This window comes from Pseudomonas sp. Root401, assembly GCF_001425105.1.
GTDB lineage: Bacteria > Pseudomonadota > Gammaproteobacteria > Pseudomonadales > Pseudomonadaceae > Aquipseudomonas > Aquipseudomonas brassicacearum.
In genome coordinates this window covers 54,076-78,380 of record NZ_LMDO01000005.1, presented here as the reverse complement: position 1 = coordinate 78,380, position 24,305 = coordinate 54,076, and the positions used below count along the sequence as shown (strand labels likewise).

At 61.3% G+C, this 24,305-nt stretch carries 24 protein-coding genes and 1 pseudogene; 12 read left to right on the top strand and 13 right to left on the bottom strand.

The window, feature by feature from the left end:
* Positions 1–126: 126 nt before the first annotated feature.
* Together ASC85_RS05880 and ASC85_RS05875 are read left to right on the top strand one after the other, a co-directional pair.
* On the top strand, positions 127–1,479 hold the full coding sequence (locus ASC85_RS05880) for a dicarboxylate/amino acid:cation symporter (protein WP_057448612.1): 1,353 nt from the start codon (positions 127–129) through the stop codon (positions 1,477–1,479).
* Positions 1,480–1,796: 317 nt separating this feature from the next.
* Positions 1,797–2,978 carry a CaiB/BaiF CoA transferase family protein gene (locus ASC85_RS05875; protein ID WP_057448611.1) on the top strand — a complete coding sequence of 394 codons (1,182 nt, stop codon included), beginning with the start codon at positions 1,797–1,799 and terminating at the stop codon, positions 2,976–2,978.
* A 120-nt stretch (positions 2,979–3,098) separates the two neighbouring features.
* Here ASC85_RS05875 and ASC85_RS05870 read toward each other — a convergent pair whose 3' ends face one another.
* Together ASC85_RS05870 and ASC85_RS05865 are read right to left on the bottom strand one after the other, a co-directional pair.
* Positions 3,099–3,593: a SprT family zinc-dependent metalloprotease gene (locus ASC85_RS05870; RefSeq protein ID WP_014339767.1), complete on the bottom strand. Its 495-nt coding sequence runs from the start codon at positions 3,591–3,593 to the stop codon at positions 3,099–3,101.
* A gap of 174 nt (positions 3,594–3,767) precedes the next feature.
* Positions 3,768–4,370, bottom strand: a complete 603-nt coding sequence (locus tag ASC85_RS05865) for a Yip1 family protein (RefSeq protein WP_014339766.1) — start codon at positions 4,368–4,370, stop codon at positions 3,768–3,770.
* A 399-nt stretch (positions 4,371–4,769) separates the two neighbouring features.
* Between ASC85_RS05865 and ttcA the strand changes: the two genes are divergently transcribed.
* A complete protein-coding gene (gene ttcA / locus ASC85_RS05860) occupies positions 4,770–5,594 on the top strand; it encodes a tRNA 2-thiocytidine(32) synthetase TtcA (protein ID WP_003204698.1) in 825 nt (274 codons plus the stop codon).
* Between the two features lie 64 nt (positions 5,595–5,658).
* Complete coding sequence (locus ASC85_RS05855; RefSeq protein WP_046062526.1) at positions 5,659–6,333, top strand: DNA-3-methyladenine glycosylase I; 675 nt, start codon at positions 5,659–5,661, stop codon at positions 6,331–6,333.
* A 99-nt stretch (positions 6,334–6,432) separates the two neighbouring features.
* Here ASC85_RS05855 and ASC85_RS05850 read toward each other — a convergent pair whose 3' ends face one another.
* The 3 genes from ASC85_RS05850 to arsC are packed head-to-tail and all read right to left on the bottom strand — an operon-like array spanning position 6,433 to position 7,806.
* On the bottom strand, positions 6,433–6,858 hold the full coding sequence (locus tag ASC85_RS05850) for a DUF2069 domain-containing protein (protein WP_046062525.1): 426 nt from the start codon (positions 6,856–6,858) through the stop codon (positions 6,433–6,435).
* Complete coding sequence (gene wrbA, locus ASC85_RS05845) at positions 6,851–7,456, bottom strand: NAD(P)H:quinone oxidoreductase (protein ID WP_003204695.1); 606 nt, start codon at positions 7,454–7,456, stop codon at positions 6,851–6,853. Before wrbA ends, ASC85_RS05850 begins: the two co-directional genes overlap by 8 nt.
* A complete protein-coding gene (arsC, locus tag ASC85_RS05840) occupies positions 7,453–7,806 on the bottom strand; it encodes an arsenate reductase (glutaredoxin) (RefSeq protein WP_057448610.1) in 354 nt (117 codons plus the stop codon). The genes wrbA and arsC overlap by 4 nt, the downstream gene beginning before the upstream one ends.
* Positions 7,807–7,920: 114 nt before the next feature.
* Here arsC and ASC85_RS05835 point away from each other — a divergent pair, with 114 nt between their 5' ends.
* Complete coding sequence (locus tag ASC85_RS05835) at positions 7,921–8,388, top strand: TlpA disulfide reductase family protein (protein ID WP_057448609.1); 468 nt, start codon at positions 7,921–7,923, stop codon at positions 8,386–8,388.
* Positions 8,389–8,512: 124 nt separating this feature from the next.
* Here the strand turns inward: ASC85_RS05835 and ASC85_RS05830 are convergent, their stop codons facing one another.
* From ASC85_RS05830 to ASC85_RS05815, 4 genes are all read right to left on the bottom strand, one after another.
* Entirely contained in the window at positions 8,513–8,917 is a 405-nt protein-coding gene (locus ASC85_RS05830) for an META domain-containing protein (protein WP_057448608.1), read from the bottom strand.
* A complete protein-coding gene (locus ASC85_RS05825; protein WP_003204688.1) occupies positions 8,917–9,351 on the bottom strand; it encodes a hypothetical protein in 435 nt (144 codons plus the stop codon). Before ASC85_RS05825 ends, ASC85_RS05830 begins: the two co-directional genes overlap by 1 nt.
* 192 nt (positions 9,352–9,543) lie before the next feature.
* On the bottom strand, positions 9,544–10,533 hold the full coding sequence (locus tag ASC85_RS05820) for a 2-hydroxyacid dehydrogenase (RefSeq protein ID WP_057448607.1): 990 nt from the start codon (positions 10,531–10,533) through the stop codon (positions 9,544–9,546).
* A 191-nt stretch (positions 10,534–10,724) separates the two neighbouring features.
* A complete protein-coding gene (locus tag ASC85_RS05815) occupies positions 10,725–13,475 on the bottom strand; it encodes a response regulator (RefSeq protein ID WP_057448606.1) in 2,751 nt (916 codons plus the stop codon).
* A gap of 324 nt (positions 13,476–13,799) precedes the next feature.
* Here ASC85_RS05815 and ASC85_RS05810 point away from each other — a divergent pair, with 324 nt between their 5' ends.
* From ASC85_RS05810 to ASC85_RS05785, 7 genes and pseudogenes are all read left to right on the top strand, one after another.
* On the top strand, positions 13,800–14,189 hold the full coding sequence (locus ASC85_RS05810) for a hypothetical protein (protein ID WP_057448605.1): 390 nt from the start codon (positions 13,800–13,802) through the stop codon (positions 14,187–14,189).
* 102 nt (positions 14,190–14,291) lie between these two features.
* A pseudogene (locus ASC85_RS32955) lies at positions 14,292–14,402 on the top strand (DNA-binding response regulator); the annotation flags it as partial.
* Positions 14,403–14,686: 284 nt separating this feature from the next.
* Positions 14,687–15,589: a cysteine synthase CysM gene (gene cysM, locus ASC85_RS05805; RefSeq protein WP_003204682.1), complete on the top strand. Its 903-nt coding sequence runs from the start codon at positions 14,687–14,689 to the stop codon at positions 15,587–15,589.
* A complete protein-coding gene (gene rlmD / locus ASC85_RS05800) occupies positions 15,589–16,959 on the top strand; it encodes a 23S rRNA (uracil(1939)-C(5))-methyltransferase RlmD (RefSeq protein WP_057448604.1) in 1,371 nt (456 codons plus the stop codon). The genes cysM and rlmD overlap by 1 nt, the downstream gene beginning before the upstream one ends.
* A gap of 100 nt (positions 16,960–17,059) precedes the next feature.
* Positions 17,060–19,306, top strand: a complete 2,247-nt coding sequence (relA, locus tag ASC85_RS05795; RefSeq protein ID WP_057448603.1) for a GTP diphosphokinase — start codon at positions 17,060–17,062, stop codon at positions 19,304–19,306.
* A gap of 200 nt (positions 19,307–19,506) precedes the next feature.
* Positions 19,507–20,340 carry a nucleoside triphosphate pyrophosphohydrolase gene (mazG, locus tag ASC85_RS05790; protein ID WP_014339753.1) on the top strand — a complete coding sequence of 278 codons (834 nt, stop codon included), beginning with the start codon at positions 19,507–19,509 and terminating at the stop codon, positions 20,338–20,340.
* A 26-nt stretch (positions 20,341–20,366) separates the two neighbouring features.
* Entirely contained in the window at positions 20,367–20,906 is a 540-nt protein-coding gene (locus ASC85_RS05785) for a DUF2058 domain-containing protein (protein WP_003204668.1), read from the top strand.
* Positions 20,907–21,111: 205 nt separating this feature from the next.
* Here the strand turns inward: ASC85_RS05785 and ASC85_RS05780 are convergent, their stop codons facing one another.
* The 4 genes from ASC85_RS05780 to purM all read right to left on the bottom strand — a co-directional run bounded on the left by ASC85_RS05780 (position 21,112) and on the right by purM (position 24,060).
* Positions 21,112–21,306: a hypothetical protein gene (locus ASC85_RS05780; protein WP_003204666.1), complete on the bottom strand. Its 195-nt coding sequence runs from the start codon at positions 21,304–21,306 to the stop codon at positions 21,112–21,114.
* A gap of 323 nt (positions 21,307–21,629) precedes the next feature.
* On the bottom strand, positions 21,630–22,343 hold the full coding sequence (locus tag ASC85_RS05775) for a DUF3108 domain-containing protein (RefSeq protein ID WP_014339751.1): 714 nt from the start codon (positions 22,341–22,343) through the stop codon (positions 21,630–21,632).
* Positions 22,344–22,351: 8 nt separating this feature from the next.
* A complete protein-coding gene (gene purN, locus ASC85_RS05770) occupies positions 22,352–23,002 on the bottom strand; it encodes a phosphoribosylglycinamide formyltransferase (RefSeq protein WP_003204660.1) in 651 nt (216 codons plus the stop codon).
* Positions 23,002–24,060, bottom strand: a complete 1,059-nt coding sequence (purM, locus tag ASC85_RS05765) for a phosphoribosylformylglycinamidine cyclo-ligase (RefSeq protein ID WP_003204658.1) — start codon at positions 24,058–24,060, stop codon at positions 23,002–23,004. The genes purN and purM overlap by 1 nt, the downstream gene beginning before the upstream one ends.
* Positions 24,061–24,305 lie beyond the last annotated feature (245 nt).

Here is a 24,305-nt window from a genome sequence, read left to right as displayed (position 1 = left end):
GAGCACCCAGGTCTGCCACGTGCAGCCGACAAAAAACAAATCCCTCCAGTGCAGGAGGGTTCGCAATTGAAGTGCCGTGGACGACAGGTGGAAGTCGTCAAACGGGACTCTTGAGGAAGGTTTGCCATGACGACTCGTCAGCCACTGTACAAATCCCTGTATTTCCAGGTGATCGTAGCCATTGCCATCGGTATTTTGCTCGGTCACTTCTACCCGCAGACCGGTGTTGCCCTCAAGCCATTTGGCGACGGGTTCATCAAACTGATCAAGATGGTCATCGCTCCCATCATCTTCTGTACGGTCGTCAGCGGTATCGGCGGCATGCAGAACATGAAGTCGGTGGGCAAAACTGGTGGCTATGCGCTGCTGTACTTCGAAATCGTTTCCACCATCGCCCTGCTGATCGGCCTGGTCGTGGTCAACGTCGTGCAACCGGGCGCCGGCATGCACATCGACGTGACGACCCTGGACACCAGCAAGATCGCCGGTTTCATCAATGCCAGTAAAGACCAGAGCATCATCGCCTTCATCCTCAACGTGATCCCGAACACCATCGTCGGTGCGTTCGCCAACGGCGATATCCTGCAAGTGTTGATGTTCTCGGTGCTCTTCGGTTTTGCCCTGCATCGCCTGGGCGCCTACGGCAAGCCGGTGCTGGACTTCATCGATCGCTTCGCCCACGTGATGTTCATCATCATCAACATGATCATGAAGCTGGCTCCCCTCGGTGCCTTCGGTGCCATGGCGTTCACCATCGGTGCCTATGGCGTCGGTTCGCTGGTGCAACTGGGCCAGCTGATGATCTGCTTCTACATCACCTGCGTGGTGTTCGTGCTGGTAGTACTGGGCGCCATCTGCCGCGCCCACGGCTTCAGCGTCGTCAAGCTGATCCGCTACATCCGTGAAGAACTGCTGATCGTGCTGGGTACTTCCTCGTCGGAATCGGCCCTGCCTCGCATGCTGATCAAGATGGAACGCCTGGGTGCCAAGAAGTCGGTCGTAGGCCTGGTGATCCCGACTGGCTACTCGTTCAACCTCGACGGTACTTCGATCTACCTGACCATGGCTGCGGTGTTCATCGCCCAGGCCACCGACACCCCAATGGACCTGACTCACCAGATCACCCTGTTGCTGGTGCTGCTGCTGTCGTCCAAAGGTGCGGCTGGCGTGACCGGTAGCGGCTTCATCGTGCTGGCGGCTACCCTGTCGGCCGTGGGCACCTTGCCGGTGGCCGGCCTGGCATTGATCCTGGGTATCGACCGCTTCATGTCCGAAGCCCGCGCCCTGACCAACCTGGTGGGTAACGCTGTCGCCACGATCGTGGTTGCCAAGTGGGTCAAGGAACTGGATGAAGACCAACTGCAGACCGAGCTGGCTTCCGGCGGTCGTGGTATCTCCGACGTCCGTGAAGATGACGAGCAGATCGCAGCGGCGCAGATTGCAGCGGCTGAAACCTCTGCTCCAGGCGCTGTGAGGTAATTTCCAGGTTGCAATGAAAAACCCGCTTCGGCGGGTTTTTTCATGGGCCTGAATTATCCAGCTAAGAGCGCTGTCTTGTGGCGAGGGGATTTATCCCACACTTTGTGGGAGCAAGGCTTGCCCGCGATGCAGGCGATGCGGTCTTTCAGGAGTCGAGGCGCCTGTTTCGCGAGCAAGCTTTGCTCCCACAGCCCAGCCTCGCCACAAAGGATCTGTGCCAGCCTTGAGCGCAATCGTCATTCGAAGTGACACCTGCGGTAATTGCCCCATCACCAGCCCCTGCCTAGTCTTTAGCCATCACCCCTCGGAGATCGCCCATGCAAGGCCCACTGGCATCGCTCAAGGTTCTGGACTTCTCGACCCTGCTGCCCGGGCCATTCGCCTCGCTGTTGCTGGCGGACATGGGGGCCGAGGTGTTGCGCATCGAGTCGCCGACCCGCCAGGACCTGCTGCGGGTACTGCCGCCCCATGACCAGGGGGTATCGGCCAGCCACGCCTACCTCAACCGCAACAAGCGCAGCCTGGCCCTGGACCTCAAGCAACCGGAAGCGTTGGCGGTGGTCACGCAATTGCTGAAGGACTACGACATCCTGCTGGAACAGTTCCGCCCCGGCGTGATGGAGCGACTGGGCCTGGGGTACGAGGCCTTGAAGGCGATCAATCCGCGGTTGATCTACGTGTCGATCACCGGCTACGGCCAGACCGGGCCCTACAAGGACCGCGCCGGTCACGACATCAATTACCTGGCCCTGGCGGGACTGGCCAGCCACACCGGTCGTGCCGACAGCGGTCCGTTGCCGCTGGGGATCCAGGCGGCGGACATCGCCGGTGGTTCGTTGCACGGGGTGATCGGACTGTTGGCGGCGGTCATCTCCCGTCAGCAAACCGGGCAGGGTCAGCACCTGGACGTGAGCATGACTGACTGTGTGTTCAGCCTCAACGCCATGGCCGGCGCCGGTTACCTGGCCTGCGGTGTCGAGCCGGGGTGGGAAAAGCAGATGCTCAACGGCGGCAGCTTCTATGACTATTACCGCACCCGCGATGGTCGCTGGATGTCGGTGGGCAGCCTGGAACCGGTGTTCATGCAGGCGTTATGCGGGGCCTTGGGGCGGCCGGAACTGGCGGCCCAGGGGTTGTCGCCCAAGCCTGAACAACAACACGCGCTCAAGCAGGCACTGCAGGCCGAGTTCGAGAAACATGACTTTGCCGAGCTGTGCAGCCTGTTTGCAGAAATCGATGCCTGCGTCGAGCCGGTGCTGAGCCTGGAGGAAGCTGTCCGGCATCCGCAGCTACAGGCTCGGGAGCTGGTGACACAGGTGCCCCGGGGCGATGGTTCGAGCCAGGCGCAGATGGCTTGTCCGTTGAGATTTTCCGAAGGGCTGCCCGAGCCTCGGCATATTGGCGCGGAGTTGGGGGCGCATACGGATCAGGTGTTAGGGGAGTTGGGGTTCAGTGCGCAGCGGATCGAAGCGTTGCGTAAGCGCGGGGTGGTTTTGTAGCGTCTGTCAGGCCGCTATCGCGAGCAAGCTCGCTCCCACACTGGATTTGCGGCGCTCACAAAACCCCTGTGGGAGCGAGCTTGCTCGCGATGAGGCCCGCCCAGACACCACAAAGCCTGATTATTCGACCCGCGTCTCCCCACTGAACACCAAGGTATTGCGGCAGCTACGGCACAAATACCGTCGCCCCTGGCGCACCAGGCTGTGGCGCTGGGCCGAGAACGGGAAGTCGCTGCCGTCGCAGGGGCATTTGTAGATGTAGCGGGTCACGCTGCGGCGTTTGATTGCGTAGGTGTGGCAGCGGTTGGGCGGCAGTTCGTAGACCCCGCGCATGATCAGTTGCCATTCCTCGCCATGGGGCTGGATGCGTTCGCCAAACAGTTGGTGGGCGATCAGGTGCGCGACTTCATGGGCGACGGTCTGCTTGAGGAAGTCTTCGGCGTTTTCCCGGTACAACTGTGGATTGAAGCGCAGCAGATTTTCATGCAGGTGCGCGACACCAGCCTTCTGGCCACGCAATTTGAAGCTGACCACCGGGCGTTTGAAAGGACGTTTGAAAAAGGATTCGGCTTGTTGGTAACACTCTTCGACGCGGGTATTGAGTTGCTCGAGCATGCTTTACGGGTCTCCAGAAGCCCGAGTATGCCGCAAGCGTCGGCCGTTGCGAATCGCTCAGGTGCCCAGTGGTCGTTTCGACAGCTCCAAACGCAGGAAGGCCGCCTTGCGGCGGCCTGTGTCGGCAGATCCTGCTTTTTTATTGGAGGGTACTATCGGGACCGTTTCAATCCTTCAATTGGTATAGACCGGGCCGACGCCCAGCCCCCAGACGATGACCGTGAACGCCATGATGGCCACCAGCACCACCAGGCCGACGGCGAGTACCGAACTGGAAAACAGAAAACCTTCGTCCTGGGGAATGTTCATGAACGTCGGCAGGCCCACATACAGCAGGTAGACCGTGTAGCAGATCGCCGCCGTGCCGACGATCATCCCCAGCCACATGTGCGGGTAGAGCGCCGCCAGGCCGCCGATGAACAAAGGTGTCGCGGTGTAGGTGGCGAACGCAACGCAACGGGCCAGGCTCGGGTTGGCGTCATAGGTACGGGCCATCCAGTGGATGAAGGCGCCCATCACTGCCACCCCGCCCAGCATGGCCAGGTACGACATGACGGTCATCCACAGCGCACTTTCCTGGGTGAGCATGACCGGTGGACGATTGCCGATGACCCATCCCACCTGCGTGGTGCCGATGAATGCCGATACCGCGGGAATGGCCGCCAGGATCAGCGTGTGGGTGAGGTACATGTGGCTGATGCTTTCCTCCTGATCGCCACGGATTTCTTTCCATTCTTGATCAGGGTGGGTAAAGAGCCCCACGACATGATGGATCATAGTCAGTCACTCCTTTGTTATTGCCATCGCCCCCCAACGGAGCGCCTACGGGCCAAATGGCCGGGTAAGTAAAGGTCTGTAAGTGTGTGCGACCTTATGTCGCAGTATAGAAAGGAGTCACCCCGAGGGGGATGGGAGGCTTAGAGCAAATCGCGCTCTAGGTCGTGGTGCTAATCGCCGATGGGTCTGTACACAACCCTGGCAAAGAAATTCACCTTGTGGGAGCAAGGCTTGCCCGCGATGGAAGCGATGCGGTCTTAAACCGAGCCGTCTGTTTTCGCGAGCAAGCTTTGCTCCCACAATGGTCTCGCCACAAAAGTGCCTGTCATCAGCCTTCGCCGACGGCGGATTTTTTGCGTAAAATGCCGGCCTTTCGTCACACCTCACGGATTTCGCGTCATGGGCACTCTTACGGTCAATCAGAACAAACTGCAAAAGCGCCTGCGCCGCCAGGCCGGTGAGGCGGTCGCCGATTTCAACATGATCGAGGACGGCGACAAGGTCATGGTCTGCCTGTCCGGCGGCAAGGACAGCTACACCTTGCTCGATGTGCTGATGCATCTGCAGAAGGTTGCGCCGATCAAGTTCGACATCGTCGCGGTGAACATGGACCAGAAGCAGCCCGGGTTCCCCGAGCATGTGCTGCCGGCCTACCTCGAGTCGCTGGGCGTGGAATATCACATCGTCGAGAAAGACACCTATTCGGTGGTCAAGGAACTGATTCCCGAAGGCAAGACCACCTGTTCGCTGTGCTCACGCCTGCGGCGCGGAACGCTCTACACCTTCGCCGACGAGATCGGTGCGACCAAGATGGCCCTGGGTCACCACCGCGATGACATCGTCGAGACCTTCTTCCTGAACATGTTCTACAACGGCTCGCTCAAGGCCATGCCGCCCAAGCTGCGCGCCGATGATGGGCGCAACGTGGTGATCCGCCCGCTGGCCTATTGCAGCGAAAAAGACATCCAGGCCTATTCGGATTTCAAGCAATTCCCGATCATCCCCTGCAACCTGTGCGGCTCCCAGGAAAACCTGCAGCGCCAGGTGGTCAAGGAGATGCTCCAGGAGTGGGAACGCAAGACCCCGGGTCGTACCGAGAGCATTTTCCGCGGCTTGCAGAACGTCATTCCATCGCAACTGGCGGACCGCAACCTGTTCGACTTCACCAACCTGCGCATCGACGAAAACGCCACGCCGCGGTTCGTCAATGTGGTGAATCTCTGACTCTACCGATAGTTATTACGGCGCTTTCAAGCGCCGTTTTCATTTTCAACCCCCAGGAGAGGGCATGCGCGATTACAAGTGGCTGCACGAGTACTGTCTGAACCGCTTCGGTTCGGCGGCTGAACTGGAAGCCCACCTGCCGGTTCCCAAGACCCCGGCGCAACTGCGCAAGATCAGCGACGACCGCTACCTCTCGACCATGGCGCTGCGGGTGTTCCGCGCCGGGCTCAAGCACAGCCTGGTGGACGCCAAGTGGCCGGCCTTCGAAGAGGTGTTCTTCAAGTTCGACCCGGAGAAAGTCGTGCTGATGAGCGCCGAGCACCTGGAGCGGTTGATGCAGGACGCGCGAATCATCCGCCACCTGGGCAAGCTCAAGAGCGTGCCGCGCAACGCGCAGCTGATATTGGACGTGGCCCATGAAAAGGGCAGCTTCGGCGCGCTGGTCGCCGAGTGGCCGGTGACCGACATCGTCGGCCTGTGGACCTACCTGAAAAAGCACGGCCATCAACTGGGCGGCCTTTCGGCGCCGCGCTTCTTGCGGATGATGGGCAAGGATACGTTTGTGCCCAGCTATGACGTCGTGGCCGCGCTCAATGCCCAGGAGATCATCGACAAGGTCCCCACCAGCCTGCGGGACCTGGCGACGGTGCAAAATGCCTTCAACCAGTGGCATGAAGAGAGTGGGGGGCGGCCGATGTCGCAGATTTCGATGATGCTGGCTTACACCGTCAATCATTGAGACCGAGTTGCACCCATCGCGAGCAAGCTCGCTCCCACACTGGATCTTTGGCGTTCACAAAACCCCTGTGGGAGCGAGCTTGCTCGCGATAGCGGCCTATCAGGCGACGGAAGGCTCGCCTTCGCCCGCCAACCGCCGATTCAACTGAAACCGCCAACGCACATACAACAACGCCGAGCAGAACACCGCCACGCTCGCCGCCATTTCCAGCACGCCGAACAGTTGCCGGTTCGGGTCATAGGCCGCCAGCGCGCCCTTTATGAAATACAAATTCACCACGAAGCACATCCACGAGTGTCCGCGGGCGCTGCCGGTGAGCATGCCGGGCGCGAGTATCAGCAGCGGCACCAGTTCGATCAGCAGAATGACCCAGGGGCGCGCGCCGTGCAGGTCGGCGATCAGCAGGTAGTACGCGCAGAGCAACCCCACCAGGCCGAAAAAGCACAGCAGGCTGATGACGCGGGCGAGGCGTACGCGCGGTTCCAGCCATTGGATCGAAGGCAGTATCTTCGGCTTCTTAGCCACGGCCGTTCTCCAGCAAAAGGGCGGTTTTCGCCAGGCGCAAACCCAAGGCGCGGCACAGGGCGACCTCATGTTCGTTCAAGCCGCTTTTGCCGTCGGCCCCGGCGTGATGGCTCGGGCCGTAGGGCGTGCCGCCGCCCTGGGTGTCGATCAAGGCCGATTCACTGTAGGGCAGGCCGGTGATCAGCATGCCGTGATGCAGCAGCGGCAGCATCATTGACAGCAGGGTGGTTTCCTGGCCGCCGTGCAGGCTCGCGGTGGAGGTGAATACCCCGGCCGGTTTGCCCACCAGCGCACCGGTCAGCCACAGGTTGCTGGTGCCGTCGAGAAAGTACTTGAGCGGCGCGGCCATGTTGCCGAACCGGGTCGGGCTGCCCAAGGCCAGGCCGGCACAGTTTTTCAGGTCATCGAGGCTGGCGTAGAGTGGGCCTTGCTCCGGGATGTCCGGGGAAACCGCTTCGCACTCGGCAGAAATCGCCGGGACCGTACGCAACCTGGCTTCCAGCCCGGCCTGCTCGACACCACGGGCGATCTGCCGGGCCATTTCGTTGGTGGAGCCGCTGCGGCTGTAATACAGCACCAGGATGTACGGCGTGGTCACGGCAGGATCTCCAGGATTTTCTCCGGCGGACGGCCGATCACGGCCTTTTCCCCGGCTTCCAGAATCGGCCGTTCCATGAGCTTCGGGTGGGCGGCGATGGCCGCGATCAACTGGGCCTGGCTCAGGCTTTCGTCGGCCAGGTTCAAGTCTTTGTATTCGTCCTCGCCGGTGCGCAGCAATTGCCGGGCGGTGATGCCGAGCTTGCCCAGCAGGCGTTCCAGGTGCGCGGCGTCGAGCGGGGTTTCCAGGTAGCGGACCACGGTGGGCGTCAGGCCACGGGCCTCCAACAGTTCCAGCGCACCGCGGGATTTCGAGCAGCGCGGGTTGTGATAAAGCGTCAGATCGGTCATGAGCGGGTCGCATCTTGCGTAAGGTGGCGGCTATTCTACTGTGCCGCGAAGCCCCTAGCACCTTAGAGAGGCGACGGGTCGCAGCAGCGTTCACATTCAGACAAGGATTGGCACATGGCAAGGCGATTGACGGCAGCACTGACATTCATCGGCATTTTGTTGCTCGCCGGTTGCGGGAACGACTACGGCGTGGACCAGAACGGCCAGGCCATTGCCTCGCAGCGGCTGGACAAACAATGGGTGGTGCTCAACTACTGGGCCGAATGGTGTGCGCCGTGCCGTACCGAAATCCCGGAGTTCAATGCCTTGGCCGAACAGCTCAAGGGCCGCAACGTCGGTGTGTTCGGGGTCAACTTCGACCAGGTGCAGGGCGAAGAGCTCAAGAGTGCCAGCGACAAGATGGGGATTCGCTTCACGGTGTTGGCCCGGGATCCGGCCGAAATCTTCGACCTGCCTCGCAGCGAAGGGCTACCGGTGACCTACATCATCGATAACCAGGGCAAGGTGCGCGAGCAGTTGCTGGGGGAGCAGACGGCGGCGGGGGTGATGGCCAGGCTTGAGGCGTTGCAGGCGCTCAAGTGATGATCGTTCCCACGCTCCGCGTGGGAATGCAGCCCGGGACGCTCTGCGTCCCAAAAGCGGAACGCGGAGCGTCCCCAGAGGCGTTCCCACGCGGAGCATGGGAACGATCAAGTGGGGCCGGAGCTCAGCCCTCTTCCAGCCACCAACGCAGTGGCTTGCCCTGGGCCGGCCAGAAGCGTATTTGCTCGATGGGCGAGATGTCCCAGCGCTCGACCTTTTCCAGGGCCTGCAAGAAGCGCGTCTCTTGCTCCATCACCGCCGGGGCGCAGAGTTTGCGCGTGCTGCCGATCTTGCCGAAGCTCAAGCGGTGGTCTTCCAGGGTGTAGGGCGCGAACCAGTGGTTGCAGCCGCCGTTGCCATAGGCGCGACCGTCATCCCCAAGGGTGATGGTCAGGTGGCTGTAGTCCATCAATGGCCGCTCACCGATCCACTCCAGGATGTAGCTGCGGTTATGTTGCAGCTGCACAGGTTCAGCGGCACAGCCCATCAGGCTCATGCCGATCAACGCGGACAGGGCCAAACGCTTCATCAGGCGGCTTCCTGGCATTTCGGGCACAGGTGTTTTTCACCCACGGTGGTCCAGCCCAGTTCGGCGATTCGCGCGGTGGCGGCCGGTTTTTCGGCCTTGACGCCGAGCTTGGCATCGACGGCGAATTCGAAGCTCAGTTCCTTGGCGCAGCTGTCGCAGTTGACCTGCCAGGTGTGGATCGCCAGTTCGCCGAACACCGGGCCGGTGGTCATGGCCGTCCATTGGCCCATGGGCTTGAGCAGGTGCCGCACGGTGTCCACGGTCAGGCGCATGGACAAGTCCTTGCTGCCCTTGAGCGTGACGAGCAACACATCGTTGGCCTGGATCGAACCGCCATTGCCCGTGACCTGGTAGCGGCCCGGCGCCAGCGCGCGGACTTCGGTCAAGGTGTGCTGAGGGTTCATCAGGGTGTAGCGGAAATCGTGTTCGGCCATGGGTCCTCCAAATAGGCGCGACATGCTAGCACGGGGCATGGCTTTGGATGGTTCCTATGCTGGTCAGGCGACGAAATCCACTGTGGGAGCGAGCCTGCTCGCGATAGCGGTGTGTCAGTCAACGTCAATGTTGAACGTGCCGGACTCATCGCGAGCAGGCTCGCTCCCACAGGGTTTGTGCCGACTCAAGGTTTAGCTGTCCACCAGGTTTTGCGGCGTGCCGGCCGCCCAGGCGGCGATGTTGTCCAGGGTGGTCATGGCAATCGCCGCCAAGGCTTCATGGGTCAGGAACGCCTGGTGGGCGGTAACGATCACGTTGGGAAAGGTCAACAGCCGTGCCAGCACGTCATCCTGCAAGGGCAGGTCGGAGCGGTCCTTGAAAAACAACTGGGCCTCTTCCTCGTAGACATCCAGGCCCAGGTAGCCCAACTGGCCGCTTTTCAACGCCTCGATCAAGGCCGGTGTGTCCACCAGGCCGCCGCGCCCGGTGTTGATCAGCATGGCGCCGCGTTGCATCGCAGCAAGCGATTGAGCGTTGATCAGGTGTCGGCTTTGTTTATTGAGCGGGCAATGCAGGCTGATGATCTGCGCCTGCGCGAGCAGCTCGGCCAAGGGCAGGTAGCGGGCGCCCAAGGCTTCGACCTGCGGGTTGGGGTAGGGGTCGTAGGCCAGCAACTGGCAGCCGAAGCCGGCCATGATCCGTGCGAACGTCGCGCCGATCTGCCCGGTGCCGATCACCCCGACGGTCTTGCCCACCAGGTCGAACCCGGTCAGCCCATGCAGGCTGAAATTGCCGTCCCGGGTGCGGTTGTAGGCGCGGTGCAGGCAGCGATTGAGGGCCATGATCAATGCCACGGCATGTTCGGCCACGGCGTGGGGCGAGTAGGCCGGCACCCGGACGATGCTCAAGCCCAGACGCTGGGCGGCGAGCAGGTCGACGTGGTTGTAGCCGGCCGAGCGCAGGGCGATCAGCCGCGTGCCGCCTTCGGCCAGCCGCTCCAGCACCGGGGCGCTGAGGTCATCGTTGATGAAGGCGCACACCACTTCATGCCGTTCGGCCAGGGCCACGGTGTCGAGGTTCAGGCGGGCGGGCTGGAACTGCAATTGAAGGCCCGCGGGCGTCGGGGCCTGGGTGAAACTGTCGCGGTCGTAGGTCTGGCTGCTGAAAAAAATCACGCGCATGGCGGCCTCCTGGCAGAAAAAACAAGCCCGTAGGAGCTGTCGAGCGAAGCGAGGCTGCGATCTTTTGATCTTTCGCTTGCGACTCAATTGTCAGCGTAAGGATCGCAGCCTCGTTGCACTCGTCAGCTCCTACAGTCCGTGGTCGGAACGTGGATTTTCAGCGATTCCGGTTCCCTGGATATTGCCCTGGATCAGGCGCTGATACGCGCCTCGCTGGCCAGGCGGTTGATGGCCCGCTCCAATTCTTCCAGGGCGGCGGCGGCCTTGGGATCCTGTTGCTTGAGCAGGGTTTCGCTGCGTTGGCAGGCTGCCCGCAATTGCGGTACGCCGCAGTAGCGGGTGGCGCCGTGCAGGCGGTGGACGCGTTCGATCAGTGCGTTGTGATCGTTGGCCTCGCAGGCCTGGCGGATCGCCTCGCGGTCGGCTTCCAGGGAGGCCAGCAGCATCGCCAGCATGTCCGCTGCCAGGTCGGCCTTGCCGGCGGCCAGGCGCAAACCTTCTTCGTGATCGAGCACCAGCAGTTCGCTGCCGCCCTGGGCATCGCCGCTGCGCTCCGGTGACTGGTTGCGCAGGGCCAGGCCAGTCCATTTGAGCACCACCTGAGCCAGTTGCCGCTCGCTGATGGGTTTGGTCAGGTAGTCGTCCATGCCGCTTTGCAGCAGGGCGCGCTTTTCGTTGGCCATGGCGTGGGCGGTGAGGGCGACGATCGGCAGCGGCGTGCAGTGCCGCTCGCTTTCCCACTGGCGGATCGCCTCGGTGCTCTGGCGACCGTCCATGCCGGGCATCTGCACGTCCATCAAGACCAGGTCGAAGGTTTCCTTCTGCACGGCCTTGACCGCCGCATAGCCGCTTTCCACGGCCAGCACCTTGGCGCCCATGTCTTCGAGCAGGGTCTGCACCAGCAACAGGTTGGCCGGGTTGTCGTCCACGCACAGCACTTTCGGGGCGCGGCTGGAAACCGGCTCGTGGGGTTCGCTGCGGGTCGGGCGCGGGTTGACCAGGTCGGAAAGCGAGCGGCGCAACTTGCGGGTGCAGGCCGGCTTGGCCTGGAGCTGGCTGTGAGGGTTGGGCACCGAGAGGTGGTACAGGGTCTGTTCGGTGGTGGGGCACAGCACGAGTACTTTGCAGCCCAGGTGCTCAAGGTCCCAGATGTGTTGGTTGAGGCGCTCCGGTGGCATGTCGTTGCTGGTGATGCCCAGCACGGCCAGATCGATGGCCTTATCAGTCTGATGAGCGACCGTGATGCCGTTGGTCAGGCTCTCCAGGGTGTTGAACGGTGTCACTTGCAGGCCGCAGTCTTCGAGCTGGTGCTGCAAGGCCTGGCGGGCCAGTTCGTGATTCTCCAGCACCGCCACGCGCCGGCCCAGCAACGGCGGGCCGGGCAGGTCCTCCGCATCGTCGCGGGTCTTGGGCAGGCGCAGGCTGATCCAGAACTCCGAACCTTCGCCCGGTGTACTGTCGACGCCGATCTCACCGCCCATCTGTTCCACCAGGCGCTTGGAAATCACCAGGCCCAACCCGGTACCACCCGGTTGCCGCGACAGCGAGTTGTCAGCCTGGCTGAACGCCTGGAACAGCGCTCGCACATCCTGGTTGGACAGGCCGATGCCGGTGTCCTGGATGCTGATGCGCAATTGCACGCTGTCTTCGTGCTCGTCCTCGAGCATGGCCCGGGCGACGATGGTGCCTTCGCGGGTGAACTTGATGGCGTTGCTCACCAGGTTGGTGAGGATCTGCTTGAGGCGCAGCGGATCGCCCACCAGCGACAGCGGCGTGTCCCGGTAGACCAGGCTCACCAGTTCCAACTGCTTGGCATGGGCGGCGGGGGCGAGGATGGTCAGGGTGTCCTGCAGCAGGTCGCGCAGGTTGAACGGAATGCTGTCGAGCACCAGCTTGCCGGCCTCGATCTTCGAAAAGTCGAGGATCTCGTTGATGATCCCCAGCAGGCTGTCGGCGGATTTCTCGATGGTGCCCAGGTAGTCGAGCTGGCGCGGGGTCAGTTCGCTTTTCTGCAACAGGTGGGTAAAACCGAGGATACCGTTGAGCGGCGTGCGGATTTCATGGCTCATGTTCGCCAGGAATTCGGATTTGATCCGGCTCGCTTCCAGGGCTTCCTTGCGGGCCAGGTCCAGTTCGATGTTCTGGATCTCGATGGTTTCCAGGTTCTGGCGCACGTCTTCGGTGGCCTGGTCGATGCTGTGCTGCAATTCTTCCTGGGCGTTCTGCAAGGTACTGGCCATGCGGTTGATGCCCGAGGCCAGTTCGTCCAGCTCCTGGCTGCCCAGCGGCGGCAGGCGGGTTTCCAGGTGACCGTCCTTGAGTTGCGCCACGGCCTGCTTGATCTGGCTCAGTGGGCGGTTGATCGTGCGGCCCATGCGCAGGGCCAGCAACCCGGTCAGGCACAGGCCGGCGGCGATCAGCAGCAGGCTGGCGAACAGGCTGCGATAGCCACGCAGCAACATACCGCTGTGGGACAACTCCAGCTCGACCCAGCCCAGCAGGCGGTCGGCCTCTTCGGGAATCAGTTCGCCCGCCAGGTTGCGGTGCTTGCCGAATACCGGCAGCAGGTAGCGCGTGGCGTCGTTGCCAGTGCGTTGCAGTAGCTGCGTGCTGTTGCCCTCCGGCGCCCGGTTGAGCATGGTCGGGCCGGCGTGGGCCAGTGGTATGCGGTCGGGGGCGAGGAAGGTTACGGCACGCACATCCGCCTGTTCGAGGGACTGGGTGGCGATGCGCTCCAGCAGATCGGTGTCCTGGCGGCTCATGGCTGGGGCGACCAGCGGCGCAAGTTGCTCGGCGATCATTTCACCACGTTGCAACAACTGGGCGTGCAGGTCCGATTGCTGCATCCAGGTGAAATAGCCGCCCAGGACCAGCGCCATCAGGCTGGTTGGCAACAGGGTCAGCAACAGCACGCGGCCTTTGATTCCCAGTTTCTTGAGCACACTTGTCTCCTGCATCCAGCGTCTGATTGAGCGGTGCGCGCATCCGGCACGCATTACCTGCGCAGTGTAGCGATTTGCAGGCGGGTAATCTTCGTAAAAATCATGTCCGCCGTGCATCCGAACTGCTGGGCATTACCTGCGGTGATAAGCGGCGGTGGCGTCTGTGGTCAATCTTACGATGAGCTGGTAAGCAACCTCCGAGCCTGTGTCGGCTCCGGCCCGCACATTGACCATCGGTCGGACCTGTCAACCTTGACAGGTGTTGTTTTCTTTCTGTTGTTTAAGCTCAGCGTCGTTGAGTTATAAATGCATCAGGAGAACACCATGAGCGAAGAAAAAAAACTAAAAGCTGTAAAGACGGCAACTAAGTTTAATGGGAAAGGCTCAATAACCATTACGCTTAATGGTCACGCTACTAAAACTGAAGACGTTTATATTCTAGATGAGCCTGATAATTCCCTTATGGGGTTTATAGGAGAGGAAAAAGGTATAGTCGTAGTGCAGTTTAGTTCGCTGACAGGGCCTGGAACCTATGGCATTAAGGAATATGGTATTTGGATATATATGGCGTTTAGCGGTTTTGTAGGGGGCGCAGCAACTGGAAGTTTAACTCTTGACACAATCGAGGTTAAAAACAAATACAAAGGTCATTTTGATGTAAAAACTATAGACCACCAGAAAATTGATGGGGTATTTGACGTCTGGAAAATATAGATTTGAGAGTTGCGGATAGGGGGACCGGTTCCCTCTGTGGAGGTCCACCAGTCAAACTTGGTTTGCTGTCCGTGTTCGCAAGCATCGTTTCGGCTTATGTAGAACGGCCAGGAGGGCTTGGACATTGCTTGCCGGTAGGCTTTTGACATTGTGTTGATGGACATCCTGCTGCCTGGGCTGGACGACCTCGCGGTGCTGACTGATTTACGCAAGCGCTAGGCGCGACGGCCGCTTTTGGCACCTGTGGCTGGAAGATGAAGGAGCGGCTGTGGGCGGAGAAGGATGGGGAGGGTTGCGGTTGAATCTGCGTTTAGTGGCCAGTGAGCCGAACGTGGCCCCTTGTGGCGAGGGGATAAATCCCTTCGCCACAAGGGGCGCGCGGCAGGCTTTCGCCTCGCTTATTCCCATAAGCCATAACCCCCTTACTTTGCGTGATATGGCCTCGCCAGGTTTGCCGGTATGATAGGCGCCCCCGCAGCCCGGATTGCGAATACGCCATGACTCTGCAGTACCCAACCATCGCCGATTGCGTCGGCAACACTCCGCTGGTCCGTTTGCAACGCTTGCCCGGCGTGACCACCAATACGCTTTTGCTCAAGCTCGAAGGGAATAACCCGGCGGGTTCGGTCAAGGACCGGCCGGCGCTGTCGATGATCACCCGTGGCGAATTGCGCGGGCAGATCCAGCCCGGCGATACGCTGATCGAGGCGACTTCCGGCAACACCGGTATTGCCCTGGCGATGGCGGCGGCGATCAAGGGCTACAAGATGATCCTGATCATGCCCGACAACTCCAGCGCCGAACGCAAGGCGGCGATGACGGCCTACGGTGCCGAGTTGATCCTGGTGACTCAGGAGGAGGGCATGGAAGGCGCCCGGGATCTGGCCGAGCGCATGCAGGCCGAGGGTCGTGGCAAGGTGCTGGACCAGTTCGCCAACGGCGACAATCCCGAGGCCCACTACACCACTACCGGCCCTGAGATCTGGCGCCAGACCGACGGCACCATCACTCATTTCGTCAGCTCGATGGGCACCACCGGCACCATCATGGGCACCTCGCGCTACCTCAAAGAACAGAACCCGAACGTGCAAATCATCGGCCTGCAACCGATGGAAGGCTCGGCCATCCCGGGCATTCGTCGCTGGCCCGAGGAGTATCTGCCGAAGATCTACCAGGCCGAGCGCGTGGATCGCATCATCGACATGGCCCAGAGCGAAGCCGAGGACGTGACCCGTCGCCTGGCTCGTGAAGAAGGCATCTTCTGCGGCGTGTCTTCGGGCGGTGCCGTGGCGGGGATGCTGCGCCTGTCCAAGGAAGTTGAAAATGCAGTGATCGTCGCGATCATCTGCGACCGTGGCGACCGTTACCTGTCGACCGGCATTTTCGACGCGCCCAACTGATGGCCAAGCAAGAAAGAGGCTTGCGCTTCCAGCCCAGCGGCGGAAGCCGGGCCCCGCAAGTGCCCACCGGTAAAAAGCAGCGTTTGACCATTGAACGCCTGGCCAACGATGGCCGGGGTATCGCCTTTGTCGAGGGGCGCACCTGGTTTGTCATCGGTGCCCTGGCCGGCGAAGAGGTCGAGGCGCGGGTGCTCGGTGCCCATGGCAAAGTGGTCGAGGCACGCACCGAGCGTGTGTTCGTGCCCAGTGAACTGCGTCGTGCGGCGCCGTGCATCCATGCCGGTCGCTGCGGCGGTTGCAGCGTCCAGCATTTGCCCCATGACGAACAACTCGCCCTGAAACAGCGCATGCTCGCCGAGCAATTGTCTCGGGTGGCCGGGGTGGTGCCAGAGGAATGGGCCGCGCCCCTGAGCGGGTCGGAATTCGGTTACCGGCGTCGCGCCCGGGTGGCGGTGCGTTGGGACCAGAAAGCGAAAAAGCTCGAAGTCGGTTTCCGTGCCGTTGGCAGCCAGGACATCGTTGCCATCGGTGAATGCCCGGTGCTGGTACAGCCCTTGCAACCGATCATGAGCCGTCTGCCGGAGATGCTGCGTCGCTTGAGCAAGCCCCAGGCGCTGGGGCATGTGGAGTTGTTCGCCGGTTCGTCCCTCGCGGTATTGCTGCGCCACATGGCGCCGCTGTCGGAGGCCGACCTGACGATCCTCAAGGACTTCTGCGCGTTCCATGAAGCCCAGTTGTGGTTGCACGGTGAAGGTGAGCCGCAACCGGTCGAGCCTGGGCAGGCCCTGGGGTTTCGCCTGGATGCCTGGGACCTTGAGCTGGCGTACCGGCCCGGGGATTTCATCCAGGTGAACGCCGGGGTCAACGAGGCGATGATCGCCCAAGCCTTGCAATGGCTGGCGCCGCAAGCCGAGGAGCGGGTGCTGGATCTGTTCTGTGGCCTGGGCAATTTTGCCTTGCCGCTGGCCAAAAGCGTGCGCCAGGTGGTGGCCGTCGAAGGCGTGCAGACCATGGTGGATCGTGCGGCGGCCAATGCCGTCAGCAACAATTTGAATAACACTGCCTTTTTTCAGGCCGATTTATCCCAGCCTCTGGCTGATGCCGAATGGATCGGCGAAGGCTTTTCTGCGGTACTCTTGGACCCACCCCGTGACGGTGCTTTCGAGGTGGTGCGCAAGCTGTCGTCCCTGGGTGCCAAACGGTTGGTTTATGTTTCGTGCAACCCGGCAACTTTGGCCCGGGATACGGTCGAACTGATCAAGCAGGGCTACCGGTTAAAACGTGCCGGGATTCTCGATATGTTTCCTCAAACGGCGCATGTCGAGGCCATGGCGTTATTTGAAGCGAGCCAGGATGGCTTGTCCGACTGACCCGTTCGTGCCAACCCGCCACAGTCCTGGGCGCAAACACGGGCATGAAGGTCAGCGAAGTTGACGCATTGAATCTGCGTCGTAGGGAAGGTAAGTAAAGATGGTACAGGTGAGAGCACACCAGCCGATCAACACCGACGGCAGTATCAATCTCGAGGCTTGGCTCGATCATGCGGTCAGCGTCGACATGGCTCTGGATCGCGAAGCCTTGAAGGCCGCCTGCGAGTTCGCTCGTGAGGCGGAGCAGCAACACAACGCGGCGAAGAACCTGTGGTCCGAAGGCACCTCGAGTTTCCAGACGGGCCTGGAGATCGCCGAAATTCTTGCTGACCTCAAGCTCGACCAGGATTCGCTGGTGGCGGCGGTGCTGTACCGCGGCGTGCGCGAAGGGCAGATCCAGCTACCGGTGGTCAGCCAGCGCTTCGGCACGGTGGTGGCCAAGCTGATCGACGGCGTGCTGCGCATGGCGGCCATCAGTGCCAGCCTCAGCCCGCGCCAGTCCTTGGTGCTGGGCACCCAGGGCCAAGTGGAAAACCTGCGCAAGATGCTGGTGGCGATGGTCGACGACGTGCGTGTCGCGCTGATCAAGCTGGCCGAACGCACCTGTGCCATCCGCGCCGTGAAGTCCGCCGATGACGAAAAACGCAATCGCGTCGCCCGGGAAGTGTTCGACATCTATGCACCCCTGGCCCATCGTCTCGGCATTGGTCACATCAAGTGGGAGCTGGAGGACCTGTCCTTCCGCTACCTGGAGCCCGATCAATACAAACAGATCGCCAAGCTGTTGCATGAGCGGCGCCTGGATCGCGAGCGCTTCATCACCGATGTGATGACCCAGTTGCGAGAAGAACTGCAGGCCACCGGCGTGGTAGCCGACATCAGTGGTCGGGCCAAGCACATCTACTCGATCTGGCGAAAAATGCAGCGCAAGGGCCTGGAATTCAGCCAGATCTACGACGTTCGCGCCGTTCGCGTCCTGGTCCCGGAAATGCGCGACTGCTACACCGCGCTGGGGATCGTCCATACCTTGTGGCGGCACATTCCGAAGGAGTTCGACGACTACATCGCCAACCCCAAGGAAAACGGCTATCGCTCGCTGCACACCGCCGTGATCGGCCCCGAGGGCAAGGTACTGGAAGTGCAGATCCGCACCCATGCCATGCACGAGGAGGCCGAACTGGGCGTCTGCGCCCACTGGAAATACAAGGGCACCGACGTCAAGTCCGGGTCCAATCACTACGAAGAGAAAATTTCCTGGCTACGCCAGGTGCTCGAGTGGCATGAGGAACTGGGTGACATCGGCGGCCTGGCCGAACAGCTACGCGTCGACATCGAACCGGACCGGGTCTATATCTTCACCCCCGACGGCCACGCCATCGACCTGCCCAAGGGCGCGACGCCGCTGGACTTCGCCTACCGGGTCCACACCGAGATCGGCCACAACTGCCGTGGTGCCAAGATCAACGGGCGGATCGTGCCGCTCAACTACAGCCTGCAGACCGGTGAACAGGTCGAGATCATCACCAGCAAGCACGGTACGCCGAGCCGCGACTGGCTGAACCCGAACCTGGGCTACATCACCACCTCGCGGGCGCGGGCGAAAATCGTCCACTGGTTCAAGTTGCAGGCTCGCGACCAGAACGTCGCCGCCGGCAAGACCCTGCTTGAGCGTGAACTCGGTCGCCTGGGCCTGCCGCAGGTGGATTTCGACAAGCTGGCCGAAAAAGCCAACATGAAAACCGCCGAGGACATGTTCGCCGCCCTCGGTGCCGGCGATCTGCGCCTGGCGCAGTTGGTCAACCTGGCCCAGCAACTGGTGGAGCCGGAGCGGGGCAACGAGCAACTGGAGCTGATTCCGCGCAAGGCTACCGGCTACAAGCCGGGCAAGCGCGGCGATATCCAGATCCAGGGCGTGGGCAACCTGATGACCCAGATGGCCGGCTGCTGCCAGCCATTGCCGGGGGATGCGATCGTCGGCTACATCACCCAGGGCCGTGGCGTGAGCATTCACCGCCAGGACTGTGCCTCGGTGCTGCAACTGGCCGGTCGCGAGCCGGAGCGGATCATCCAGGTCAGCTGGGGCCCGGTGCCGGTGCTCACCTATCCGGTGGACATCGTCATCCGCGCCTACGATCGATCCGGTCTGCTGCGTGACGTGTCCCAGGTGTTGCTGAACGAGCGGATCAACGTGCTGGCGGTCAACACCCGTTCGAACAAGGAAGACAACACCGCGCTGATGTCCCTGACCATCGAGATTCCGGGGCTGGATGCGCTGGGGCGGTTGCTGGGGCGGATTTCCCAGTTGCCGAACATCATCGAGACCCGGCGCAACCGGACGCCAGGTTAAGCGCAGTCCGCAAATGTGGGAGCCTGTGGGAGCAAAGTCTGTGGGAGCAAAGCTTGCTCTCGATAACGGTGGATCAGTCCCCATATAGGCTGGGTCCACCACCGCAATCGCGAGCAAGCTTTGCTCCCACAGGCTCTCTCACCACAGGCTGCTCCTATTGGATTATTTCCCACAGGGTTATTTTGTGACGAGATGGATTGATGTACAGCCTTGAAGACCTGCTCCACCTGATGAACCGCCTGCGGGACCCGCAGTACGGCTGCCCGTGGGACATCCAGCAAACCTACGCGACCATCGTCCCCCATACCCTGGAAGAAGCCTACGAAGTGGCCGATGCCATCGAGCGCGGCGACTTCGATCACTTGCAGGGCGAGTTGGGCGACCTGTTGTTCCAGGTGGTGTATTACAGCCAACTGGCCCGGGAAGAAAACCGCTTCGAATTTGCCGGTGTGGTCGACAGCATCACCCGCAAGCTGATCCGTCGCCATCCCCATGTGTTTCCTACCGGTGACCTGTATGCGCCCGTGGATATCCCGCGCCTGAGCGAAGAACAGGTCAAGCAGCGCTGGGAGGAAATCAAGGCAGAGGAGCGGGCCGAGAAAGCCGCGGCGCCCGAGCAGTTGTCGTTGCTCGACGATGTGCCGGGGGCGTTGCCGGCGTTGTCCCGTTCGGCGAAGCTGCAAAAGCGCGCGGCTCAGGTTGGTTTCGACTGGCCAGGCCCGTTGCCGGTGCTCGACAAGGTGCGGGAGGAACTGGACGAAGTGCTTGAAGCCATGGCCGACAACGATCCGGTGGCCATCAGCGATGAGATCGGCGATCTGCTGTTCAGTGTGGTGAACCTGGCTCGCCACCTCAAGGTCGACCCGGAAACCGCCCTGCGTGACGCCAACGGAAAGTTCGAGCGGCGGTTCCGATTTATCGAACAGGCATTGCGCGACACCCACCGTCCCATGGAAGATTGCACCCTCGAAGAGTTGGACGCCTTGTGGGGCGAAGCCAAACGTCAGGAAAAGAATTTGCCCAGCTGTGGCTGAGGCCGTTGCCTAAGTGAGTAAGCACCATGAGCCTTTCCCTTCGCGACCAGTTGCTCAAAGCAGGGCTGGTCAACCAAAAGCAGGCCAAGCAGGTCGGCAAAGAGAAACAGAAGCAGCAACGCCTGGCCCATAAAGGCCAGATCGAACTGGATGACTCCCAGCAGCGCGCCGCCCAGGAGGCCATGGCCGAGAAGGTCAAGCGCGACCAGGAACTCAACCGTCAGCAGCAGGAAAAGGTCGAGCAGAAGGCTCGGGCCGCGCAGATCAAGCAATTGATCGAAGTCTCGCGCCTGCCGAAGCTGACCACTGAGGACTATTACAACTTCGTCGACGACAAGAAGGTCAAGCGCATCTCGGTCAACACTCTGATGCGCAACAAGCTGAGCAGTGGCTCGCTGGCGATCGTCCACCATGCCGGCGGTTACGAAGTGATCCCGCGCGAGGCGGCCCTGAAGATCCAGGAGCGCGACCCCCAGCGCATCGTCCAGCTCAACACCCAGACCGAAGAAGTGGATGCCGATGATCCGTACGCGGCGTATCAGATTCCTGATGATTTGATGTGGTAAGCCGAGCGCAGCCTTTGAGCTAAACACAAAGCCTGTGGAAGGCCTGAGGGAATATCTGTAGGGATCTATGAGATCTATGAGATCTGTGGGAGCAAAGCTTGCTCGCGCTAGCGGAGTGTCAGCCGGTAAAAATGTTGCCTGATACTCTGCTATCGCGAGCAAGCTTTGCTCCCACAGGCACAAGTCCCATAGGGGTTTGTGTTGTTCAGGATTCTGCGGTCTCACGCGAGCGCTGCCATTCCTCACGCTCCAGCTCGGCCTTGTAGCTATGGGCGTCCGTTTCGGAGTGGAACATCCCCACCAGCAAATCCTGTTGATGCACATCCCAGATCCGGATACCGGCGGCAATGCCTTCGTGGGACATGTGGGCGTCGTCGCGTTCAGTTACTTTCACAGTCATCTTGCAAGCTCCAATCTCTGTTATCTGCAGCAAGGCGTGTGCAGGACTTTGTTATAGATTTTGGTAGCGTGCTAAGTAAATGCTTCGGCGCGTTAAGAAGTTTTCATGGAAAGCGCAGCAGTCCTGCAGGCCAGGCAGTGCGCGGCATTCGGTCGCAGGTGGTTTTTCATGAAGAAGTTTTCATGTTGTAGCGGAAAGTCTTGAGTGAAAGCAAAACCCCTGTGGGAGCGAGCTTGCTCGCTCCCACAGGGATAGGTGGTGGGCTGGAAGCCTCGGGCAACAAAAAGCCCCGCAGGTGCGGGGCTTCTTGTTATCTGCGTCGATCAGCTGCCTTTTACAGCCTTGCCATTGACCGTACCGTCCAGGAGCATGATGTTGTACTCCTTGCCGTCGGTCTCGACCTGTTGCAGGCGCACCAGCAGGTAATCCCAGTCCTTGGCGAACCAGAGCACGGTGATGCGCTTGCTTTGCGTCGGGTCGCGCACGCGCTCGACCTTGATCGCGTCGATCTGGCCGGCCTTGGTGTCGACTTTTTCCGAGCCCAGCACGCGGAAGTCATAGGTATCGACTTCGCCATCATCGACGACCTGATAGCTCATGCTTTTCTTGCCGGCCGCCACATCGTGCTGCAGGGCCAGTTGATAGGTGGATTTATCGACCATTCCACGGTTGAGCGGCAGCTTGACCGCGTCGCCGCGATCGGTGCCGGTGACCATCTTGGTGTTCCAGTCGAAGTCCAGGTCGGCCTTCTTCGCCTTGCCCAGGCCACCACGTTCGAAGTGGTAGGACTGTGGCAGCAGCGTGTCCTTGTCCAGGGTCAGGGTGCTTTCTTCGGTCAGGCTGGCGATCATCATCGAAGCCTTGAAACTCAGCTTCCAGGTGCCGTTGGCTTCCTTGGTCAGGCTGCGCTCGGCGGTGCCGCTCATGGGCAACTGTTTCCAGTCGGCGGTGTAGCTGGCGGAGAACGGTTGTAGTTCTGCGGCCTGTGCCAGGGGCAGGGCAAGCAGAGCGCAAGCGAAGAGCAGGGCGCGACGCATAAAATCTCCTAGTATCGAATCAAATGGCCGCTGGCGGCGAGCAACTGGCCGTCCAGTGAGGCTCCGCGATCGTCGAGGGTCAGCCTTCCTTCGGCAAACCAACGCACGGCCATCGGGTAGATCTGGTGCTCGCGGGCGTGAACCCGTTGCGCCAGGCTTTGCGGCGTGTCGTGCAACTCTACCGGTATTACTGCCTGTACGACCAGTGGTCCGCCATCGAGTTCCTCGGTGACAAAGTGCACAGAGCAGCCGTGCTCCGTGTCTCCGGCCTCCAGCGCCCGCTGGTGAGTGTGTAACCCTTTGTATTTGGGCAGCAGCGAGGGGTGGATATTGAACAGGCGGCCCTGGTAGTGACGCACGAAGCCGGCGCTGAGGATGCGCATGAAGCCAGCGAGGACCACCAGTTGCGGATTGAAGGTGTCGATCTGTTCGATCAGCGCGGCGTCGAAGGCTTCGCGGCCCTCGAACGCCTTGTGATCCAGTACGCGGGTGTCGATACCCGCGTCCTTGGCGCGTTGCAGGCCGTAGGCATCGGCGCGGTTGGAAATCACCGCGCGGATACGGACCGGGCTGTCGCCGGTCCGTGTGCTGTCGATCAAGGCCTGCAAGTTACTGCCGGTGCCGGACAGCAGCACCACCACGTCACAGGTTGCGGACATCAGTGCGCCTTAAGGTTTTTCAGCTCGACCTGTGCAGCGCCTTCGGCCGCGGTAGCGATCTGGCCGATGACCCAAGGCTGCTCGCCGGCTTCACGCAATACGTTCAGGGCGGTCTCGACGTGTTCCTGGGCCACGCAGATGACCATGCCCACGCCGCAGTTCAGCACGCGGTGCATTTCGGTTTCATCGACATTGCCTTTCTCTTGCAGCCAGTCGAACACCGCCGGACGGGTCCAGCTCGCCACGTCGACCACGGCCTGGGCGCCTTTTGGCAGCACGCGCGGGATGTTGTCCAGCAGGCCACCACCGGTGATGTGGGCCATGGCCTTGACGGCGCCGGTGTCCTTGATCAGCTTGAGCAGCGGCTTGACGTAGATGCGGGTCGGGGCCATCAGCAGGTCGGCCAGTGGCTTGCCGTCGAGCTGGGTGTTTTCGATGTCGGCACCCGAGACTTCGATGATCTTGCGGATCAGCGAGTAGCCATTGGAGTGCGGGCCGGAGGACGGCAGGGCGAGCAGGGCATCGCCAGCGGCGACTTTCGAGCCGTCGATGATCTCGGCCTTTTCCACGACGCCGACGCAGAAGCCGGCCAGATCGTAGTCTTCGCCTTCGTACATGCCAGGCATTTCAGCGGTTTCGCCGCCGACCAGGGAGCAGCCGGACAGCTCACAGCCAGCACCGATGCCGGTCACGACCTGGGCGGCGGTGTCGACGTTGAGCTTGCCGGTGGCGTAGTAATCGAGGAAGAACAGCGGCTCGGCGCCGCAGACCACCAGGTCGTTCACGCACATGGCCACCAGGTCGATGCCGATGCTGTCGTGCTTGTTCAGGTTCAGGGCCAGGCGCAGCTTGGTGCCGACGCCGTCGGTGCCCGAGACCAGGACCGGTTGCTTGTAGCCGGCCGGGATCTCGCAGAGGGCGCCGAAACCGCCCAGGCCGCCCATGACTTCCGGACGCGCAGTGCGCTTGGCGACGCTCTTGATGCGTTCGACCAATGCTTCACCGGCGTCGATGTCTACACCGGCGTCCTTGTAGCTCAGGGAGGGTTGCTTGCTCATGATCCAGGCCTTTAGGGGGGATTTCTGGGTAACGACCGACGCCGGGGCCATTGAATAACCGTTGTACGAATTATTCCGGGAGCCCAGCCATTGCCGGTCTGCGAAGGCGCGCGATTTTATCAGGCTTGAGGGGCAGCGGCCATCCTCGCGCCGACGGGCAGGGACATATCCACGGAAAAAAACCGATATTTCTTATATTGGTACTGCGTAGCGCGTCTGTATAAGGTGTAGCGGTAACCGGTTAT

Coding starts and splice junctions, on each gene's coding strand:
- ASC85_RS05880 (WP_057448612.1), top strand. CDS start 127: ATGACGACTCGTCAGCCACTGTACAAATCCCTGTATTTCCAGGTGATC.
- ASC85_RS05875 (WP_057448611.1), top strand. CDS start 1,797: ATGCAAGGCCCACTGGCATCGCTCAAGGTTCTGGACTTCTCGACCCTG.
- ASC85_RS05870 (WP_014339767.1), bottom strand. CDS start 3,593: ATGCTCGAGCAACTCAATACCCGCGTCGAAGAGTGTTACCAACAAGCC.
- ASC85_RS05865 (WP_014339766.1), bottom strand. CDS start 4,370: ATGATCCATCATGTCGTGGGGCTCTTTACCCACCCTGATCAAGAATGG.
- ttcA (WP_003204698.1), top strand. CDS start 4,770: ATGGGCACTCTTACGGTCAATCAGAACAAACTGCAAAAGCGCCTGCGC.
- ASC85_RS05855 (WP_046062526.1), top strand. CDS start 5,659: ATGCGCGATTACAAGTGGCTGCACGAGTACTGTCTGAACCGCTTCGGT.
- arsC (WP_057448610.1), bottom strand. CDS start 7,806: ATGACCGATCTGACGCTTTATCACAACCCGCGCTGCTCGAAATCCCGC.
- ASC85_RS05835 (WP_057448609.1), top strand. CDS start 7,921: ATGGCAAGGCGATTGACGGCAGCACTGACATTCATCGGCATTTTGTTG.
- ASC85_RS05830 (WP_057448608.1), bottom strand. CDS start 8,917: ATGAAGCGTTTGGCCCTGTCCGCGTTGATCGGCATGAGCCTGATGGGC.
- ASC85_RS05825 (WP_003204688.1), bottom strand. CDS start 9,351: ATGGCCGAACACGATTTCCGCTACACCCTGATGAACCCTCAGCACACC.
- ASC85_RS05820 (WP_057448607.1), bottom strand. CDS start 10,533: ATGCGCGTGATTTTTTTCAGCAGCCAGACCTACGACCGCGACAGTTTC.
- ASC85_RS05810 (WP_057448605.1), top strand. CDS start 13,800: ATGAGCGAAGAAAAAAAACTAAAAGCTGTAAAGACGGCAACTAAGTTT.
- cysM (WP_003204682.1), top strand. CDS start 14,687: ATGACTCTGCAGTACCCAACCATCGCCGATTGCGTCGGCAACACTCCG.
- rlmD (WP_057448604.1), top strand. CDS start 15,589: ATGGCCAAGCAAGAAAGAGGCTTGCGCTTCCAGCCCAGCGGCGGAAGC.
- relA (WP_057448603.1), top strand. CDS start 17,060: ATGGTACAGGTGAGAGCACACCAGCCGATCAACACCGACGGCAGTATC.
- mazG (WP_014339753.1), top strand. CDS start 19,507: ATGTACAGCCTTGAAGACCTGCTCCACCTGATGAACCGCCTGCGGGAC.
- ASC85_RS05785 (WP_003204668.1), top strand. CDS start 20,367: ATGAGCCTTTCCCTTCGCGACCAGTTGCTCAAAGCAGGGCTGGTCAAC.
- ASC85_RS05780 (WP_003204666.1), bottom strand. CDS start 21,306: ATGACTGTGAAAGTAACTGAACGCGACGACGCCCACATGTCCCACGAA.
- ASC85_RS05775 (WP_014339751.1), bottom strand. CDS start 22,343: ATGCGTCGCGCCCTGCTCTTCGCTTGCGCTCTGCTTGCCCTGCCCCTG.
- purN (WP_003204660.1), bottom strand. CDS start 23,002: ATGTCCGCAACCTGTGACGTGGTGGTGCTGCTGTCCGGCACCGGCAGT.
- purM (WP_003204658.1), bottom strand. CDS start 24,060: ATGAGCAAGCAACCCTCCCTGAGCTACAAGGACGCCGGTGTAGACATC.